This is a genomic window from Variovorax sp. J22R115 (genome assembly GCF_030317005.1).
Lineage (GTDB): Bacteria > Pseudomonadota > Gammaproteobacteria > Burkholderiales > Burkholderiaceae_C > Variovorax.
On sequence record NZ_JASZYM010000008.1, the window covers coordinates 304,428 to 321,149 of the forward strand.

General features: G+C 62.6%; 14 protein-coding genes and 5 pseudogenes. 10 read left to right on the top strand and 9 right to left on the bottom strand.

Translation table 11 applies throughout. From position 1 onward, the window contains the following. Positions 1-62: 62 nt before the first annotated feature. Positions 63-239, bottom strand: a complete 177-nt coding sequence (locus QTI04_RS16550) for a DUF3563 family protein (protein ID WP_286616593.1) — start codon at positions 237-239, stop codon at positions 63-65. Between the two features lie 417 nt (positions 240-656). Here QTI04_RS16550 and QTI04_RS16555 point away from each other — a divergent pair, with 417 nt between their 5' ends. Beyond that, entirely contained in the window at positions 657-1,628 is a 972-nt protein-coding gene (locus QTI04_RS16555) for a hypothetical protein (RefSeq protein WP_286616594.1), read from the top strand. A gap of 121 nt (positions 1,629-1,749) precedes the next feature. On the opposite strand, the pseudogene QTI04_RS16560 reads toward QTI04_RS16555, so the two are convergent. The 6 genes and pseudogenes from QTI04_RS16560 to QTI04_RS16585 form a co-directional block, all read right to left on the bottom strand. Further along, a pseudogene (locus QTI04_RS16560) lies at positions 1,750-1,884 on the bottom strand (IS256 family transposase); the annotation flags it as partial. 55 nt (positions 1,885-1,939) lie between these two features. Then, the gene (locus QTI04_RS16565; protein ID WP_286616596.1) at positions 1,940-3,535 is read right to left on the bottom strand and encodes an IS66 family transposase; all 1,596 of its coding nucleotides are present in this window, start codon (positions 3,533-3,535) and stop codon (positions 1,940-1,942) included. 70 nt (positions 3,536-3,605) lie between these two features. Next, complete coding sequence (gene tnpB, locus QTI04_RS16570; RefSeq protein WP_286616597.1) at positions 3,606-3,956, bottom strand: IS66 family insertion sequence element accessory protein TnpB; 351 nt, start codon at positions 3,954-3,956, stop codon at positions 3,606-3,608. Then, a complete protein-coding gene (locus QTI04_RS16575; protein ID WP_286616598.1) occupies positions 3,932-4,351 on the bottom strand; it encodes a transposase in 420 nt (139 codons plus the stop codon). The genes tnpB and QTI04_RS16575 overlap by 25 nt, the downstream gene beginning before the upstream one ends. 87 nt (positions 4,352-4,438) lie before the next feature. Next, positions 4,439-4,966: pseudogene (locus QTI04_RS16580) on the bottom strand (transposase); the annotation flags it as partial. Between the two features lie 7 nt (positions 4,967-4,973). Further along, a complete protein-coding gene (locus QTI04_RS16585; protein ID WP_286616599.1) occupies positions 4,974-5,969 on the bottom strand; it encodes a hypothetical protein in 996 nt (331 codons plus the stop codon). Between the two features lie 223 nt (positions 5,970-6,192). On the opposite strand from QTI04_RS16585, the gene QTI04_RS16590 reads away from it, so the two are divergent. Together QTI04_RS16590 and QTI04_RS16595 are read left to right on the top strand one after the other, a co-directional pair. Beyond that, the gene (locus QTI04_RS16590) at positions 6,193-6,645 is read left to right on the top strand and encodes a helix-turn-helix domain-containing protein (protein ID WP_286616600.1); all 453 of its coding nucleotides are present in this window, start codon (positions 6,193-6,195) and stop codon (positions 6,643-6,645) included. A 286-nt stretch (positions 6,646-6,931) separates the two neighbouring features. Further along, positions 6,932-9,013: a recombinase family protein gene (locus tag QTI04_RS16595; RefSeq protein WP_286616601.1), complete on the top strand. Its 2,082-nt coding sequence runs from the start codon at positions 6,932-6,934 to the stop codon at positions 9,011-9,013. Between the two features lie 6 nt (positions 9,014-9,019). On the opposite strand, the pseudogene istA reads toward QTI04_RS16595, so the two are convergent. Beyond that, positions 9,020-9,775: pseudogene (gene istA, locus QTI04_RS16600) on the bottom strand (IS21 family transposase); the annotation flags it as partial. Between the two features lie 151 nt (positions 9,776-9,926). On the opposite strand from istA, the gene QTI04_RS16605 reads away from it, so the two are divergent. From QTI04_RS16605 to QTI04_RS16615, 3 genes are all read left to right on the top strand, one after another. Further along, a complete protein-coding gene (locus tag QTI04_RS16605; RefSeq protein ID WP_286616602.1) occupies positions 9,927-10,832 on the top strand; it encodes a hypothetical protein in 906 nt (301 codons plus the stop codon). 124 nt (positions 10,833-10,956) lie between these two features. Further along, on the top strand, positions 10,957-11,238 hold the full coding sequence (locus tag QTI04_RS16610; RefSeq protein WP_286616603.1) for a YlcI/YnfO family protein: 282 nt from the start codon (positions 10,957-10,959) through the stop codon (positions 11,236-11,238). Then, a complete protein-coding gene (locus QTI04_RS16615; RefSeq protein WP_286616604.1) occupies positions 11,235-11,549 on the top strand; it encodes a type II toxin-antitoxin system RelE/ParE family toxin in 315 nt (104 codons plus the stop codon). Before QTI04_RS16610 ends, QTI04_RS16615 begins: the two co-directional genes overlap by 4 nt. A 22-nt stretch (positions 11,550-11,571) precedes the next feature. Here QTI04_RS16615 and QTI04_RS16620 read toward each other — a convergent pair whose 3' ends face one another. Beyond that, entirely contained in the window at positions 11,572-11,811 is a 240-nt protein-coding gene (locus QTI04_RS16620; protein ID WP_286616605.1) for a DUF6429 family protein, read from the bottom strand. 250 nt (positions 11,812-12,061) lie between these two features. On the opposite strand from QTI04_RS16620, the pseudogene QTI04_RS16625 reads away from it, so the two are divergent. The 4 genes and pseudogenes from QTI04_RS16625 to QTI04_RS16635 all read left to right on the top strand — a co-directional run. Next, positions 12,062-14,659, top strand: a pseudogene (locus QTI04_RS16625) (Tn3 family transposase); the annotation flags it as partial. 34 nt (positions 14,660-14,693) lie between these two features. Further along, positions 14,694-14,900, top strand: coding sequence for a hypothetical protein (locus QTI04_RS34330; RefSeq protein ID WP_369292801.1), 207 nt, complete (start codon positions 14,694-14,696; stop codon positions 14,898-14,900). A gap of 278 nt (positions 14,901-15,178) precedes the next feature. Further along, a pseudogene (locus QTI04_RS34335) lies at positions 15,179-15,463 on the top strand (TIR domain-containing protein); the annotation flags it as partial. Between the two features lie 134 nt (positions 15,464-15,597). Beyond that, entirely contained in the window at positions 15,598-16,602 is a 1,005-nt protein-coding gene (locus tag QTI04_RS16635) for a hypothetical protein (protein ID WP_286616608.1), read from the top strand. Positions 16,603-16,722: the final 120 nt, after the last annotated feature.

Below are 16,722 nucleotides of genomic sequence, written 5' to 3' on the forward strand. Positions count from 1 at the left end.
CAACCGCGTCTCGTCTCTCGTACGTACGTTGCCCGCAAAGGGGGCTCTGGTCGCCCCGGCGCTCAGACCGAATGCTGCAGATGAAACGGGCGCTGGGTATCCCGCCTGTCGAGCTCGCTCATACGGCGTTCGAGGTCATAGATGTCGACGGCGCCCGCGAGGTAGGCATCTTCGAGGTTGCCGTCAGTCTGAAAGGGGCGCTTGAGCGCGGCCAGCGCGCGATGGATCATGTGTTTCATGGTGAGGCAATTATAAGGGTTTACCCTTGTTTTGCCTGTGACACTTTTTCGCCGCTTGGCGATCACCTGACCGCGGACTCGACAAAAGCCGGTGGAGATCCGTTCCCCGCATCGGTACCTCTTCCCGTAGTTGACGATGGCGCCGGCATTGTTGTCGACGAGGTCGCGAATTCATCCAGCGCCCGATCTAGCTTCTTTTCGCCAGCGCGCGAAGTAAATTCGATACTTTGCGGATTGAATGTGTCGAGGGCTGCGTAAGTGTTGATGAGTTTAGCCGCGCTTCACGACGCCTCTTGACGGCGATCCGCTGAAGCTGGAATTGTCCAGAGAGTCAAATTGAAACGGTCTGCGCTTGACTGGCCGACGCGTGCAACCACCAAATCAGAAGTGGCTCATCTCACGACAGAAGGAAGCCCAATGCAAGACACCCCTGTTCATGTGCGTCAGCGAAATTTGCTTCAGATTTTTGTCAGTCACATGTGGGAAAGGGATTCTGCATATCTCGCACTGATTGAGTTGCTAAGGTTGAACTTTGGCGACCGAGTCGCGGACCTCTCTGTGCCGAGCTCCGAAGCATTGCAACTCATGTCCGTCGGGCGCAATGCGATGGAGGAGGAGTCAACCCTTCAGGAAAGCCATCTTAGGCTGTCCGCCGGCGATCGCGGGATACTGTTTCGGCAAATATTTGAAGTGTCAAACGAAATGGATGCCGCGCACGAAAGGGTGCGGGCGCAGGAACGAGGGGCTCGACTGCAGCGGCTTTTGCGCGAGGCTGAGGAACGAATAGCCTTGGGCAAAATGAGCGGCCTTGGGTCACGGCGTCTCGAGTCCGAGCTCAACTGGTTGGCTAGCCTGAGGTCGCGAGTGACTGATTCAAAGTATGAAGCAGGAATTCATGTCAAGCTCGTCGAAACGTACGTTGGCCTTGAAACAAGACTGCGTGCGTTGAAACAGCAACTAGCCGTCATCGAAGATGAGATCAGATCGCGACGAGAGCGACTGACGGAACTTGAAGGCATGCTTGACCCCGATCAATACAATCGACACCAGCACGTGAACCCTTTGATGCGCGCTATCAGAGGGAGGACGTCGGTTGCAAGAAAATGTCCAACGCTTGCCCTCGCCATCTATGAGAGGATTAGACGCGCGGATCTCGTCTTCGTGCTCGCATCTGCCAACGACCTCTATCGAGAATGGATGGAGTTCGAAGCCGAACTCGTGACGGGCATGCACAAAGTTGTCATTCTCATTCGTCCATACGACGGAGCGCCTGCCCCGCCAGAGTTCGAGTGGTACGCGCGAAGTAGGTCGCTGAATCTTGATGGGAACGACCTGATACCCATGATCTTGCGGAGTGTCACAGGATTTCTAGACGAAAGCGCACTGTAGGGGCCCCTCGTTTTCCGTGCACTCAGTGACGGTTCGCAAGGCCAGCAACGGCGCGGGAGCCGGTCGCGTCCCATTCCGTGGTGTAGCTCCACAGACCGGAGAAGGCTGAGATGCACGGTACTCAGCGTGCCACTGCGGACAGCCGAGTGGGCGCAGTATCGCTCAGGGTCTGCAAGCCCTCCAACTGCATGTAGCGCCGGTTGAGCGACCACTCGTCGTTCTGCTCGAGCATCATCGCGCCGACGAGCCGCGTAATGGGTAAGCGGTCGATCAACTACGTCCTTGCGTAGATCGCCTCGGACCCGTACAGGTCAGTCGTCCAGTTGGATGCGCCAGGGCAGCAGCGCTTCATAGTCATCGACGTTCGTTGCGCGGGGCAGCGCGACCAACAGAGCCGTGAGATAGCGGTAGCCGTCGATCCCGTTTGCGGCGCACGTCTGCAGCAGCGAGTACAGGTTGGCGCTCGCGTTGGCGCCGGCGACGGTGTCGGCAAACAGCCAGTTCCGGCGCCCGACTACGAACGGCCGGATCGCGTTTTCGCAGGGGTTGTTATCGATGGGGTAGGCGCCGTCGTCGACATAGCGCTTGAGCTTGGCCCACTGTGATGCCATGTAGTGCAGCGCCTTGCCGAGCAGGCTTCCAGGCAGCACGCCGTGCAGGTGGGTCAGCAACAGCCTTTCCAAGTCGTCGAGCACCGGTACGCTGCGTTCGCTTCGTTGGGTCTTCAGGGTCGCCGTGTCGAATCCCGCGTCGCGAGCGTCGGCCTCCACCTTGTACAGCTGTGCGATGAGTTGCAGGAACTGCGCGGGCAATTGCTCGGGCCCGCGCTTGTCCTTCGGCAGCGCCTGCAACGCGTCGTTGAGGTAACGACGGCAATGCGCCCAACAGCCCAGGTGAACCAGGCCGTGCTCCGCGGCAACAGCGTTGTAGGGCTCGTAGCCGTCGCTCATGAGCACGCCCTTGGAGCGCATCCCCGCATACAGCTGTCGCGCGGTCTGCGTACTTCGGCTGGGCGAGTACGCGAACAATCGGATCGGCGGCCCTGACCCGGCCGGCCCCGACGCTTGCGTCATCTGCGCCCATACGTAGCTCTTGGCCTGGGCCTTTCGTCCCGGCTCCTTGAGGACCTGCAGCTCGGTCTCGTCGCCGAACACCAAGGGCGCTTCCAGCAGTTGGTCGCGCATCGCGTTGATCACCGGCTGCACCGACTGGCCCACCCGAACGACGCTGGCCGCCAGCGTGTTGCGTGACATCTGCGTGCCGCCGAAGCGCCCCAGCAGCGCTGCCTGGCGGTACAGCGGCAGTCCGTCCAGGTACTTCGAGCTGATCACCCAGGCCAGCGCCGCCTCGCTCAGAAGTCCCTTGGGGATCACCTGCGGCGGCTTGGCCGCCAGGCGCATTCCGCCGTCGCAACACGGGCATGCGTACTTCACGCGCTCGTGGCGGATCACGCGTACCTGCTGCGGCACGATGTCCAGTTGCTCGCTCACCTCCACGCCGATCTCGCGCAGCTCGGCGCCGTCGTGCGGGCAGGTCCGCTCTTCTTCGGGCAACTCGTGGCGCACCACCTCGCGCGGCAGCGCGGGGTCCAGCGGCTTGCGACCACGCTTGGCGCGCTTGTGCGCGGGCACCTCGACGCGGTTGTCGTCGGCTTCTTCGCCGGCGGGTTGAGCCGCGGCGCCTTCGGCCTCCGCCTCATTGAAGAACATGTCCTTCTGGTGCGTCCCGAGCACTTCGCTCTTGGCTGCGAACAACTGGCGCTTGAACTGATTCAGCTGTTCCTTGAGAAGGTCGCGCTCGGTGCGCGTCACACGCAACTCTCCGCTCAATGCGGCGTTGCGTTGGGTCGCCTCGGCAAGGGCGCGCTGTAGTGCTGCGAACTCGTCTGGCGTCGGCATGTTGACCATCAGCGGTGCATTGTCCTTGGCGCTGCCTTCGGCGCCATCCGGATATGCAGCAATGGCGGGCCGACGCCGCTCAGCTTACCCGTTCGTATTCAAGTCGGGGATGACGACGTACGACTGCGATGTCGATGCCCTCGAGCATCCAGTGCAGCTGTTCGACTGTCAGTGTCGGCACCACTGTCTCGACCGGCCAGATGAAGCGGTCCTTCTCCAGTCGCTTGAGCAGCAGCCAGAATCCGTTGCGCTCCCAGCCCAGGATCTTCACGCGGTTGCGCCGCCGATTGCTGAACACATACACGCACGCGGCAAACGGGTCCAAGCCCAATGCTTGCTCGACCAGCAGTGCCAGGCCGTTGATGTTCAGCCGGAAATCGATGGGCTCGCGGTGAAGGTAGACCTTCAGCCCTTCGTCGAAGCGGAACATGGCAGTCTCCCGAGCGCCTCGATCAATTGGACTGCTTGCGGCAAAGCGCAGGCGCTGATGTCGATGGCCACGCCATTGGGCAAGCGCGCGTGCAAGCACAGTGGGGGCGCCGGTGTCGCCGCAGGCTGTGCCTGTATCGCCACCGGCACGAAGGCCGCCTGCGCCGGCTCGCGAGCGACGGCGATCGCGCGCTGCCGATCACCGTGCTCGCGCACCCAGCGGCTCAGCTGGTTGGCGTTCACCCCAGCCTGGCGCGCCATGCCCGACACAGACACTCCAGGCTTTGCACACTCGGCAACCAACTCGGCCTTGGCCTGTTCGTCGTAGACGGATCGGCCGTCGCGCTTGCGGCCGATCACCAGTCGACCTGCCAATTCTTCAAGACGTTCTGACATCACGTTCCCACGTTGATCTACGTGGGAACGTAGGCTGTCAGCTTAGGGCGCGGGATTCAAGGACGCGGTTAGTGGACCGCTTACCGTAATGGAGGCGTCGTTGGGAAAGATGCAGACGACGTTCGTGCGTCGCTTGATCTCGGCGTTCAGCCGCTCCAGAGGATTGGTGCTGTAGATCTGCGTCCAGTGCGGCCGCGGGAAGGTCATGAAGGCCAGCACGTCGTTCTCCGCGTCGTCCATCAGGGTGCCGAGCTTGGGGAACTTGTCTCGGAGCTGATCGGCGACCGATCTCCATTGAGCCCGCGCTGCATCGGCCGAGTCCTGTACGAACACGCTGCCAATGGCGGCTGAGACCATGCGCCGCTGCGTCTTGCCGGCGTGCGCCAGAGCGTTTCGCATGAAATGCACGCGGCAACGCTGCCAGGTGGCCTTCAGCACCTTCGCGGCGGCCGCCTTGATGCCCTCGTGACTGTCGCTGATCACGAGCTTCACGCCGCGAAGACCTCGACGGTTCAGGCTGCGCAGGAACTCGATCCAGAAGGGCTCGGCTTCCGAGGCACCGACCTTCAGGCCCAGCACTTCACGCTGACCGTCGGTGTTGAGAACGATTCAAACGGTGGGGTCAGGCCGCCAAGGACATCGTCGACGCGTTGGACGGAAACCCCGGGTACCAGCGGGCGAAGTCATCGCGGAGTTGGCTGTCGATGACGCGCACCCGCACCTGCAACAGCAAGTGCGCGCTGCGTGGATCCCAGCGCATTTGCTGCGACTTCGACATTCGCTTGTCGATCAGTTGGTTCACCGCCGACTCCACGAAGGCGCTGGAGATGCGTCGCCCCGCCTGATAGCGCCGGCCGTAGTTGGGCAACGAATCCGAGTTGTTGCGCAGGTAGCCGAGCAACTCGAGGGTGAGCTTTCGAATCTGACGCGCGGCCGGCTTGCGGCACACCGTCGACTTGCCCAAGACGTACAGCATCGTGGCCAGGCGCCGCATGGCTTCCGGCGCTCGACCATGCCAAAGTCGCCACTTCAATCCGCCGGCCAGCCTCGACAGCCAATCGTGGTCAGCGGATCTGAGCTGACTGGCCGTTGGTCGACCATGCACGACGGCGTTGAGCTTGGCCACCCTTCGTCGCAGGTGGTACCGGTCCAGAATATGCCTCGCGCGGGGCAGCGTGGATAGTTGCCACTGGCGAAGCTGGATGTCGCCGTCGGTGAACACCTCCATCGGCAAATCCTGTCTGCCGAAAGCGCCCAGGACACGTTTCACCCGCTCGTGACAGTGTTCGTCAACCGTTCGGACGAACGCCACACTGCGCTGACCGACGCCGGCGCGCATGGCGCGGCCGGCGACGACCTCGAAAGACTTCTCCTCGTCGGGGCGGCAAAGCCGCAGGTAGCCGCCGTCCAGGCTGACGTTCGCGCTACTTTCTTCCAATTCAGCCGCCTCGGACCGGATTTCCAGCCCTTGAGCATCCAGTCGCCGACCAACGCCCAAGGTGTTCCGTCGCACCGTGCTCGTGGCGTTGGCTCCGGCCACCGGCAACAACAGCTCCAGCAACTCCGACGACTTGGCATAAGGAATCGTGGCGGCCAGCCGGCTTTGGACGTACTCCAACTCCGCCGAGATCCAGCGCCGGGCCCGCCGTTCGTTGCCGTGTCAAGTAAATTGTGCCGCATGTGTAAACACGTTTATGCCGCAATTGGTTTCACCGGTAGACCGTACTTGGGATCAATTGCGTGTGTTCAGGTGTATTTCTCGGACGAGAGGCGGCGAGTTCATCTTGACACTCCACGCAGTGCGGCATATTATTCTTTACGCGACAAGCGCCACTTCGACCATGCCCAAGCCCGCCAACAAGCTCGACCGATTGCGCGAAGCAGGGATCCTCAACGCGCAGCCCCGACGAGTTCAGGCCGACTGGTTCCACGCCGGTGGTTTCTTCGACGCCAACGACCTGGTACAGGTCAAGTACGAGATGCTTCGCCACGCTCGGCAAGACGGCGTCACCAAGGCCGAGGCGGCCAGCTTGTTCGGTCTGTCGAGACCAACCTTCTACCAGGCCGAGGCGGCGTTCGAACGCAACGGGGTGGCCGGGTTGCTGCCGCAGCCGCGCGGGCCGAAGTCAGCCCACAAGCTCACTCCCGAGGTGATGGGCGTCATCGAGTCGCACCACACCGGCAGCGGGCCAATGCACGCACGCGAGATGGCCAAGCTGGTGCACACCCAATTGGGGGTCAAGGTGCATCCACGCAGTATCGAGCGAGCGATCGCTCGCAAAAAAAAACGCTGACACCTTCTTCGGGGAACACCCCGTCGAACGTCTCCAGCGACGCCGCTGCCGCCTACGAATGCGTTCGCGCCGACGTGGTGGGCCGGCCGAGCCCGACCAGATGCTCTGGGCGCAATCATCTTCCACGGCATGTGGCATGGACTGCGAGTCCTGAGCGGCACATCGGCAACCTCGACATCTTCAGTGATCGTGCCGCCGACATCGGCGGCACTCGCCAGCACGCACGACCGCCAGCTCGTGCGGCTGCTGGCCGACATGGTGCTGGCGACCCAACTGGAGGTACACCATGCCCACTGACTCCGCCCTCAAGGTCGACGTCGATCATTTGCGCCGCGATGCATTCCTGTACGTGAGGCAATCCTCATTGCGCCAGGTGTTCGAGAACACCGAGAGCACCAAGCGTCAGTACGCGTTGCGCGAGCGTGCGGTGGCATTGGGCTGGCCGCTGGAGCGTGTGCACGTCATCGATAGCGACCTGGGCTTGTCCGGCGCGCAGGCAAGCGATCGCGATGGCTTCCAGAGCCTGGTCACTGAGGTTGCGCTCGGCCATGCCGGCATCGTGCTTGGGCTGGAGGTCTCCCGCCTGGCTCGCAACAACGCTGACTGGCACCGCCTGCTCGAGTTGGCAGCTATGTCACGCACGCTCATCCTCGACGAGGACGGGATCTACGATCCGTCCCACTTCAACGACCGCCTTCTGCTGGGTCTGAAGGGCACCATGAGCGAAGCCGAATTGCACATCTTGAAGTCGCGTCTTCAAGGCGGCATCCTGAACAAGGCGCGCCGCGGCGAGTTGGAGATGCCATTGCCGATCGGGTTGGTGTATGACGGCGCGGGTCGCGTCGTTCTCGACCCCGACCGGCAGGTCCAAAGCACTGTTCGGCTGCTGTTCGAGGTGTTCAATGATGTCGGATCCGCCTGCGCCGTGGTGCGGCGTCTGCGCGACCAGGAAGTGCTGTTCCCGCGGCGCATCCGCCGGGGGATCGGCAAGGGTGATCTGCTGTGGGGGCTGATTGACGTCTCGCGGGTCTTGCAGATCCTGCACAACCCGCGCTACGCGGGTGCCTTTGTCTATGGCCGATCGCGCATCGCTTGCAATGCGCAGTTGCGTCCGGTGCAGCGAGACGTGAGCCAGCAAGACTGGAAGGTGCTGATCCGCAATGCCCATGCGGGCTACATCGACTGGTTGCAATTCGAGCGCAATGAACTCAGGCTGCGGCAGAACCTGGGCTTCGCCCCCGGAGAGAGGGGGCGAATGCCGCGCGAGGGCAACGCATTGCTGCAGGGTCGCGTGCTGTGCGGCAGATGTGGTGCACGCATGCGGGTGCACTACGAGCCGCTCGGAGGCCGGCTGCGTGCGTACTACCGGTGCTGCGACGAGGTCGTGCGCAGAGCCGGCAAGCCGTGTCAAGCGGTTCACGGACCGGCGGTCGACGCGGCGGTTGGTGCGTTGCTGTTGGAGACGGTAGCACCGGCAGCAATCGAGGTCGCGCTGGCCGTGCAGGACGAGATCGCGCAGCGCATCGAGCAGGCTGCAGCGCGGCGTCAGGCACAGCTTCAGCGTACGCGCTACGAGGCCGAGTTGGCCCGTCGCCGATACGCCAAGGTCGATCCGGATCATCGCCTGGTGGCCGATGCGCTCGAGGCCGATTGGAACCAGCGCCTGCGCGAACTCGATTCCTTGCAGCAAGCTCACGAGCGTCAGCGAAATGAAGACCAGGCCCAGCTTGATGAGCCGGCGCGCAAACGCATCGTCGACTTGGCACGCGACTTCCCGCGCCTGTGGAACGACGAGCGGACCAGCGCGCTGGAGCGCAAGCGTATGCTGGCATTGTTGATCGAGGACGTGACGCTGGTGGCCGGGCCGAGCGTCGCGGTGCATGTGCGATGGCGCGGCGGGCGTACGCAAAGCCTCTACGTCGACAAGCCGCGGCCCATCGCGCGAATCCGCAAGACCCTGCCGGAAGTCGTCAAGCTCATCGACGAATTGCTTGAGACATCGACCGACAAGCAGATCGCCGTCAAGCTCAACGCGCTCGGGCATCGCAACTGGCGCGGCGAGGCGTTTACGATGAAGAAGGTCATCCTGGTGAGATACGCCTACGCGCTCAAGAGCCGCTTCGAGCGACTACGCGAGCGCGGCATGCTCACTGGCCAAGAGGTCGCCGGGCACCTCGGCGTGTCCTCGACGACCGTTCATCAACTCGGCCGTCTTGGCATCCTCAAGCGCCACCTGTACGGCAACAACCACCGATGCTTGTACGAACCACCCGGCAACGTCACACTCATTAAAGGCGCCGGCAGCCGATACGGCGGTCGGCCTCCACGCCTTATTGCCGCTCAACTATCCGAACAAGGTGCAGTATGAAGTCCACGCCTTGTCCTGCGGATGGCGAGGCCGCGCCGGAAGCACCGAGGTGCCGTAGTGACGCGCGAAGTCCTCCACCGTTTCGTTGGCCCGAGGCTCGTAGCGGTTCGGGCTCGCGATCATCGCGCGCGGGTTGTCGGGGACGATGAGCTGTGGCACGCCGCCGATGAAGCTCAGGGCACGTGCGCATCCCTGCAGCCAGTCGACCATGGTCTCGCGTGGCGTCGCCCAGGCGAAGGTGTAGCTGGACGCGCCGAGTGCGGCCACGAAGATGTGGGCCCGATTGCCGTCGGCGAGTTCGACCGTGGGGCCGGCGTAGTCGACGAAGAGCTTCTCGCCGGCGCGGTGGATCTGGCGCATCGAGCGCTTCAGCCGCAGCGCGTAGCGCCGATACCGTTCGCAGAACTGGCTGTAGCGGTAGGTGGGCTGCCCTGGGTAGGCCGCAACGTACTCCTCCCACAGCAGCATGAGCGTCATGCCCTTGCGCCGCAACTCCTGGTGGGCGCGGCCATAGTCAGGCAGCACGTAGTGGCTCGGCCGGTCCAGACGGCCTTGCACGACCCGGCGCTCCAGCGCCGTGTCGCTCAACGTCTGAACGGTGGCCCAGTCAAGGCCCGCGACGGTCGCCAAGCTGACGTACTTGGCCACGACGCCCTTGGAGATGCTCAGGGAAGCAGCGATTCGTTCATGGGAGAGGCGAGCTTCGAGCTTGAGACGTAAGACGTCTCTGATCTTGCGCATATTGATCCTTGGTGCGGGCACGCCTGTCTCCGGCAAAGCCCGGCAGGCTACCCCGCATGGGGTGGATGAAATGCGCAACACCAACACGCTGACGTACGGCAGCGTTCCGCTGCCGTGACCTCGATTCCGGCATCGTGACCGGCGATTCCGGGCTACCCGGAAATCGGTCACGTTGACCCCGGAATCGCCGGTCACGTTCGATCGGAATGCTCGGTCACGATGGCCCGGAATGGGCGGTCACGTTGCTCCGGAATACGCAGAAGGCAGCGCGAACGTCACCACGGTGGGGCTGGACGGCGGCTACTTGCGGCTATGCCACCCCGACGAGGAGAAATCGTTCGAGGTCGTCGCCGGCCGGGCTATGCGCGCCGGCGTCGGTCAGCGCAGCCTGGCGTTCGTTCGAACAGTTGACGAGCATTCGCACGAGCGGGTGCGAGGTGTACTGGCTTCTTTTGGCGGGCAAGATTTGCCGATGGAGGTGTTCACCGACGGCGACATCCAGCTTCGCCAGTGGCAGCTGTCGACGCTGCCCCGTGCGAGGCATATCCTGGACTGGTACCACCTGCGACAACGGGTGGGCAAGCTCAACGCCGTCGTCCATGGCCGGCCGACGGCCAGTCAGCTCAGATCCGCTGACCACGATTGGCTGTCAAGTCTGGCCGGCGGATTGAAGTGGCGGCTTTGGCATGATCGAGCGCAGGAAGCCATGCGGCGCCTGGCCACGATGCTGTACGTCTTGGGCAAGTCGACGGTGTGCCGCAAGCCGGCCGCGCGTCAGATCCGAAAGCTCATCCTCGAGTTGCTCGGCTACCTGCGCAACAACTCGGATTCGCTGCCCAACTATGGCAGGCGCTACCGAGCGGGTCGACGCATCTCCAGCGCCTTCGTGGAGTCGGCGGTGAACCAACTGATCGACAAGCGAATGTCAAAGTCGCAGCAGATGCGCTGGGATCCACGCAGCGCGCACTTGCTGCTGCAGGTGAGGGTGCGCGTCATCGACGGCCAACTGCGCGATGACTTTACCCGCTGGTACCCTGGATTTCCTTCGAATGATTCAACGCTGTGGTCGGCGGCGTGACCCCATCAAATCGAACGCTCTCACCCCGGGTAGCGCCTTGCCGTCGCCAGCCAGGCACGTTGGACCGACCGATGGGTTCAGCGCACAGGCTAGCACGTGTAGCGCAAATGCAATACAATGTCGCATGAAAACAGCGACCATCCCCTCGGTTCGGGTTGAACCGGAGCTGCGCGAAGAAGTCGAGCAACTGCTCGGCGAAGGCGAGTCGTTGTCGGAGTTCGTTGAAGCGGCAGTGCGTGTCGCCGTTCGCCAACGACAAAACCAAGCCGAATTCGTCGCGCGCGGCCTTCGCTCCCTGAGTCGCGCCCGGCAGACTGGTGGCTACGTCGAGGCGGACGAAGTGCTGCGAAAACTCGATAGCAAGCTCAGGGCCACAAAGGCACGCAAGTCGGCCACGCATTCGTGACGTTTCGCGTCCAGTTCACCCAGGAAGCCACAGAAGACCTCGAGCGGCTGTTCGACTTCATCGTCGAGCGCGAGTTAGCGCACGATGGAGACCTCGATGTCGCACAACAAGCTCTGGATGCAATTCGACAGGGCATCGAAACACTGAAGTGGACTCCGTTCACCTGCAGGAAAGTCGGGGCAAGCCCGTTCCTGCGCGAGCTGGTCATCCCGTTCGGCCACGCGGGCTACATTGCATTATTCGAAATCGTGAACGACCGCACCGTTGTTGTCGCAGCAGTACGCCATCAGCGCGAAGACGACTATCACTAGCGCTTACCTTCCGCGCGCGATCTTAGGGTTGAGATCCGTCGATCGCGAAATGTCTGGCTGCCAGTTCCCTCGCCATGCGCTTTCCGTCCTCCGTCAGATTGACCGACTTCGCGAAACCGTGTGGGTCGGTGATCAACCCCTTCTCATGCAGCGCATTCATGACACCGAAATCGTAGCCTTTCCACACGCGGCCTTTGTCAAACTCGAATGCGCCCATCAGTGCGAGTACCGCCTCCTCGATCTTGGCGTCGTCGTAAAGCATGTTCGTGCCCCCATGAGGTTAAGTGCGAGATGACAGATCATCACACCCGCGAGAGCTTCCTGTCGCTCGTCATGGGGTTGTCGTACTTTTTGTGCAAATCGGTGCGCTTTTGTTTGCGAGCCCGGCATCCATGCGGGCATGGAGGTCTCCATTGGAAGGCGCAGGTGATAGACGCGTTCCGCCCTGACAGGGACCGAGGCCGTACATTGGCGCCCCCCGCGTTTTGGAGCCGGCCATGTCTTCCTTTGCCATGCGTTTCGTCGGCCAGGAGGCCCTTCCGTCCCGGCTGAGCGAGTTTGATCGTGAGCAGTTTTTCGAGCTTGGCTCGGCAGACGTCGAAGCGATCACGCAGCAGTTTCGAGTCAGCCACCGTTTGCCCGCTGCGTTGATGGTGCTGTTCATGCGCGTCACCGGTAGACCGCTCGACGGCTTCAACGTCTTGCCGCGCAACCTGCTGCGGCGTACGGCCGAGCTGTTGGGAATCTCCTCGCCATCCATTGCGACTCTGCGCTCCATCTACGGACGCAGCCAGACACTTTTCAAGCACCAGCTTTGGGCCAAGAGACACCTCGGTCTTCGAGATCTTGAACAGGCTGATGAAATCCAGCTGGCCGATGCGCTTCGCATGCACGCCCGAGAGGCTACTCACCCTGACGAACTGGTACGGTCGGCCTGCCAGTGGTTGTACGCCCGCCGGATCGTGATTCCCGGACCGCGCCGCCTCAAGGACTGGGCCCGTGACGCGTTGGCCGCCATCGAGGCAAGCGTCCTCGCCCATGTCTGGGCCGCTGTTCCGGTCGCGAGGGCGCGCGAACTGAGCGCCCTCGCCTACTGCATTCGGCCCGAGACGGATTCCACCCACCTGGAGTGGCTGAAGACGCCCCCGCGGCGACATGGACCGGCAAGCTTGGCCGAAACTCTGGAGAAGGTGCGCTTTCTCAAGGCGCTCGGAGCCGACACCTGGGACCTGAGCGGCGTGACGCTGGCCAAGCAGCAGGCATACGCAAGGCAGGTGCAGTCGCGGCGCCCGGCAAAGACGCGCGAGATCAACCCATCGCGGCAGATGATCGAGCTGGTGTGCTTTCTGCGGATCACGCTTCTTGAACTCACCGATGTCGGGCTGCTTCAATCGAGCCGACGCAGCCAGCAACTGTTTCGCGAAGCTACCGATCGCGCCCAAGCAAGCCGTGCACGCGCCACAACAGGTCTGCTCAGGCAAGCGGCGCGGGCCAACGCCGTCCTTCACGATGAGGCCATGACCTGGCAGGATCGCGTCCTGCAGGCTCGGCAGTTGCTCGCCGAGTTCGGCGGCGTGACCACCGGCAGCTTCGTTTCGCAAGTTCGCAAGGCACTCGCACAGGACGCCCAGCGGGTGCACGCCTGCCTGACATCGCTCAAGGATCTGGCGTTCGGGGGCCGCAGGGGCGACCGTGGATTCGAACAGTGGAAGGCGTGGACTGCGTTGCAGGGACGTAGTGCTGCCGAGATCCCCGAAGGCGTGCAGCTTCCGGAAGTAGGTGTTGCTTGGTACGGTCTCGTCCACGATCTTGACCCCCGTTCGAGCCTTCGGGCTTTGGAAGCCTGCACGATGATGTCGCTGCGAAAGAGCCTTCGTCGCGGCAGCGTCTGGATCGATCACTCACTGAGCTATCGCGAGCGCGACCAGATGCTGATACCTCCGGCCCATTGGGAATCGCAGCGCGAGCAGCACGTCGAACTCCTGGGGATGCCAAAATCACCCCGGGAATTCTTGGAGCCGTTGTTGGCCAACCTGGTCGCGGGCACCGCAGCGGTTTGTGATGCGCTCGACCGGGGCAAGATCGAGATCAGCGCCGACGGCATGCTGCGCCTGCCCGCCATCACAGCCCTCCCTGAGAAGAGCGAACCGGTGCGCACGCGCGAGACCGTTTACAAGCTCATCGGCAACGTCCAGTTCCCCGATCTGCTGATGCAACTGGATGCGGCAACCAACTTCAGCGATGCCTTGCTGGGGCACCGGGCGCAGACTGCGGATGAGCTCGTCGGGTTGTATGGCGCTTTGCTGGCGCACGGCACCGACATCGACGCCAAAGGGGTCGCCTCGATGATCCCGGGTCTGGAGCCAAGCCAGATCTCCGTGGCGATGCGGGCCCTTGAAGGCAGCGGCCGGCTTCGGCGCGCCAACGAACGTGTCGCGCAGTTCCAGAGCCAGATCCCGATCGCTGCTCTTTGGGGTGATGGTGACAAGGCGTCGGCCGACATGATGTCGCTCGACGCGTCACGCCACCTCTGGAACGCCCGAGTCGATCCGCGCCGGCGCACCTACGCCGCGGGCCTGTACACCCACGTGCGTGACCGATGGGGCATCGTCTATGACCAGCCCATCGTGCTCAACGAACGGCAGGCCGGGGTTGCCATCGAGGGTGTCGAGACAAACAACCGCGGTGACGACCTCATGCGGTTGTCGCTGGTGGCGGTAGATACCCATGGGTACACGAATCCGGCGATGGCCATCGCCAAGCTGCTGGGCTTTGACCTGTGTCCACGCCTGCGTGATTTGGCGGAGCGAAAGCTGCATCTGCCGCGCGTCTTCAGGGTCCCGGAAGGCCTCGAAGCAGTCACCGTGAGGAGCGTCTCGCTGAGCGCCATCGAGCATGGCTGGGATGAGCTCCTTTGCCTCGCGGCGTCCATTCGATCCGGGCGCGTGTCGGCTACTCTGGCCCTGCAGCGCTTCGGATCGGCTGCGCAAGGCGATCCGCTGCATCGGGCAGCTGAACATTTGGGACGGTTGCTGCGCACCGTCTTCCTGTGCGACTACATCGCCATCGAGGACTTCCGGCGCGAGATCCACACCTTGCTGAACCGGGGCGATTCGCGTGAGGGTCGGCGTGCACACGGGCGAGGTGAATCGACGCGGAGTTGGGGTAGTTGGCGTGGCTGTCCATGTGGGTGCTCGCATCATGGCGCTCGCGTCGCCAGGCGAGCTTCTTGTGTCCAGCGCAGTACGCGATTTGGTTGCTGGATCGCGAATCGACCTGCGGGACAGAGGAGAGCATCGCCTCAAAGGCTTGCCCGGCGAGTTCCGTCTATACGCGCTGGCGCGTGATTAACCCTACTCGCCGTCGTCGATCAGGGCTGTGGCGAAGCGTTTCGGCGCCTTGATCGTCAGCCGGGTTGCGAGTGGGTCCAGCTTCGGCCGGATCCTGGCGGAGAGGCTGGAGACTCAGAGATTGGCCGTCAGCCGCTGCCGGACAACGACTTTCTCATGCGAAGCACACCGATCTGCTGAAAAAGTACGACAACCCCCGTTTGAGGCTGCTTGAGGCGGCAAAATGTCTGTCGGACGCGCTTTTGGCGCGTACATTGCATTTCGCGATCTGCGAAGGAGATGCACTTGTCAGTGGTCTTCATTAGCTACAGACGTAGCGACGCGGGCGGCCACGCTGGGCGGCTGCACGACCGCCTTTCGCAATGGTTCGACGCCGAGGCTCTTTTCTACGACCGCGATGCAATTGTTCCCGGTCAAGTCTTCCCGCAGCGCGTGAGTGACGCCATACAGGCGGCACGAGTCGTGCTGGTGCTCATAGGGCCGGATTGGATCGTCGTGTTGAACCGGCGCGAAGCAATGGCCGAGATCGATTTCGCGCGGCAGGAGGTGGCGCTTTCGCTCCAACGCCTCACGGAAGCGGATCCGCCAACTGTTATCCCCGTTCTGCTGGGCGGAGCAACACCACCGTCGGGGAGCGACCGCGACATGCGCGTGCATCCAGAGTTGCAGCGCTCTTCGACCTCGACCTGCATGCGTTCGTGGAAGGCAAGAACGCCGATTGGAACAACCAATTCGTGCGCCTGCGCGAACTCATTGCGACCGTGCCCGGAGTGCCGGTTCCGCGCTGGCGGACACCTCATCCTATGCTACAGCCCTTTCGCACGATTGAGCATCGGCTGAGCCCGAACTTTCAAGACCCGAATGACCTGCTTGAGGAATTACACAGGGCGCTAGACGCCGGTACCCGAGCCGCTGTAATTTCGCCAGCCGCGGTGTACGGCATGGGCGGGGTCGGCAAGACACAACTCGCGTTGCGGTACAGCCATAGCTATCGTGACAGATACGTGGGCGTCTGGTGGCTACGCGCGGAGACTCCAGAGGGACTGCAACTCGATGCACAGGCCCTCTGCGTAGCAATCGGAGTATCGCTTTCGGAGCAGGTCACGCCCACTCAAGCTTTGAAGACCTGGTTGCGTGGCCAGACCGCACCTTGGCTGCTCGTCTACGATAACGCCGAGAACGTTGACGCCTTAGGCGAGCATCTTCCCGATGCCGGACCGCACCACGTCCTGGTCACCTCGCGCAACCCCGCGTGGAGCAGTCTGGCAACTCCAGTGAAGACGAGCGCGTGGAGTGACGCGCAAGGAGCGGCATTTCTGACCCAGCGGTTGGCCAGAACGTCAGCGGCCGCTGCCGCGTTGCCCCCAGACTTGGAGAAGTTGTCGCGAGCTCTGGGGGGCCTTCCGCTGGCGCTGGAGCAAGCCGCTGGCTATTTGGAGGAGACGGGAGCGACGCCGGTGGAGTATGTTGAGTTGATCCGCGAAGCTAGCCAAGGCGTTGCATTGCTGGAAACTGGCCCAGTCGGCACGGGTTATGAGCATTCGGTTATCGCCACGCTGTCGCTCGCATTCGGACGACTGAGTGCGGCAGCTGGACAACTACTTCGACTGCTAGCATTTTTTGCACCGGAGCCGGTAGCCGAGCGACTGATTCGAAAAGCAGAAAAGCAACTAGTACATCAACACGTAAATAACGGAACGTAATGCGTTCCAAGTTTTTGGTCTGCATCTTGACGAGTGAACTTCCACTGGATAGTTCGGCGGGCAGCGTTGCGAGCGCATTGCCACTTGTCGACCTCGAACTGCAGGCAATCTCTGTTGGGC

Excerpts from the sequence above, each read along its gene's own strand:
- QTI04_RS16575 (WP_286616598.1), bottom strand. The coding sequence starts at position 4,351 with ATGTCAGAACGTCTTGAAGAATTGGCAGGTCGACTGGTGATCGGCCGC.
- QTI04_RS16620 (WP_286616605.1), bottom strand. The coding sequence starts at position 11,811 with ATGCTTTACGACGACGCCAAGATCGAGGAGGCGGTACTCGCACTGATG.
- QTI04_RS16555 (WP_286616594.1), top strand. The coding sequence starts at position 657 with ATGCAAGACACCCCTGTTCATGTGCGTCAGCGAAATTTGCTTCAGATT.
- QTI04_RS16595 (WP_286616601.1), top strand. The coding sequence starts at position 6,932 with ATGCCCACTGACTCCGCCCTCAAGGTCGACGTCGATCATTTGCGCCGC.
- QTI04_RS16610 (WP_286616603.1), top strand. The coding sequence starts at position 10,957 with ATGAAAACAGCGACCATCCCCTCGGTTCGGGTTGAACCGGAGCTGCGC.
- QTI04_RS16590 (WP_286616600.1), top strand. The coding sequence starts at position 6,193 with ATGCCCAAGCCCGCCAACAAGCTCGACCGATTGCGCGAAGCAGGGATC.
- tnpB (WP_286616597.1), bottom strand. The coding sequence starts at position 3,956 with ATGTTCCGCTTCGACGAAGGGCTGAAGGTCTACCTTCACCGCGAGCCC.
- QTI04_RS16565 (WP_286616596.1), bottom strand. The coding sequence starts at position 3,535 with ATGGTCAACATGCCGACGCCAGACGAGTTCGCAGCACTACAGCGCGCC.
- QTI04_RS16550 (WP_286616593.1), bottom strand. The coding sequence starts at position 239 with ATGAAACACATGATCCATCGCGCGCTGGCCGCGCTCAAGCGCCCCTTT.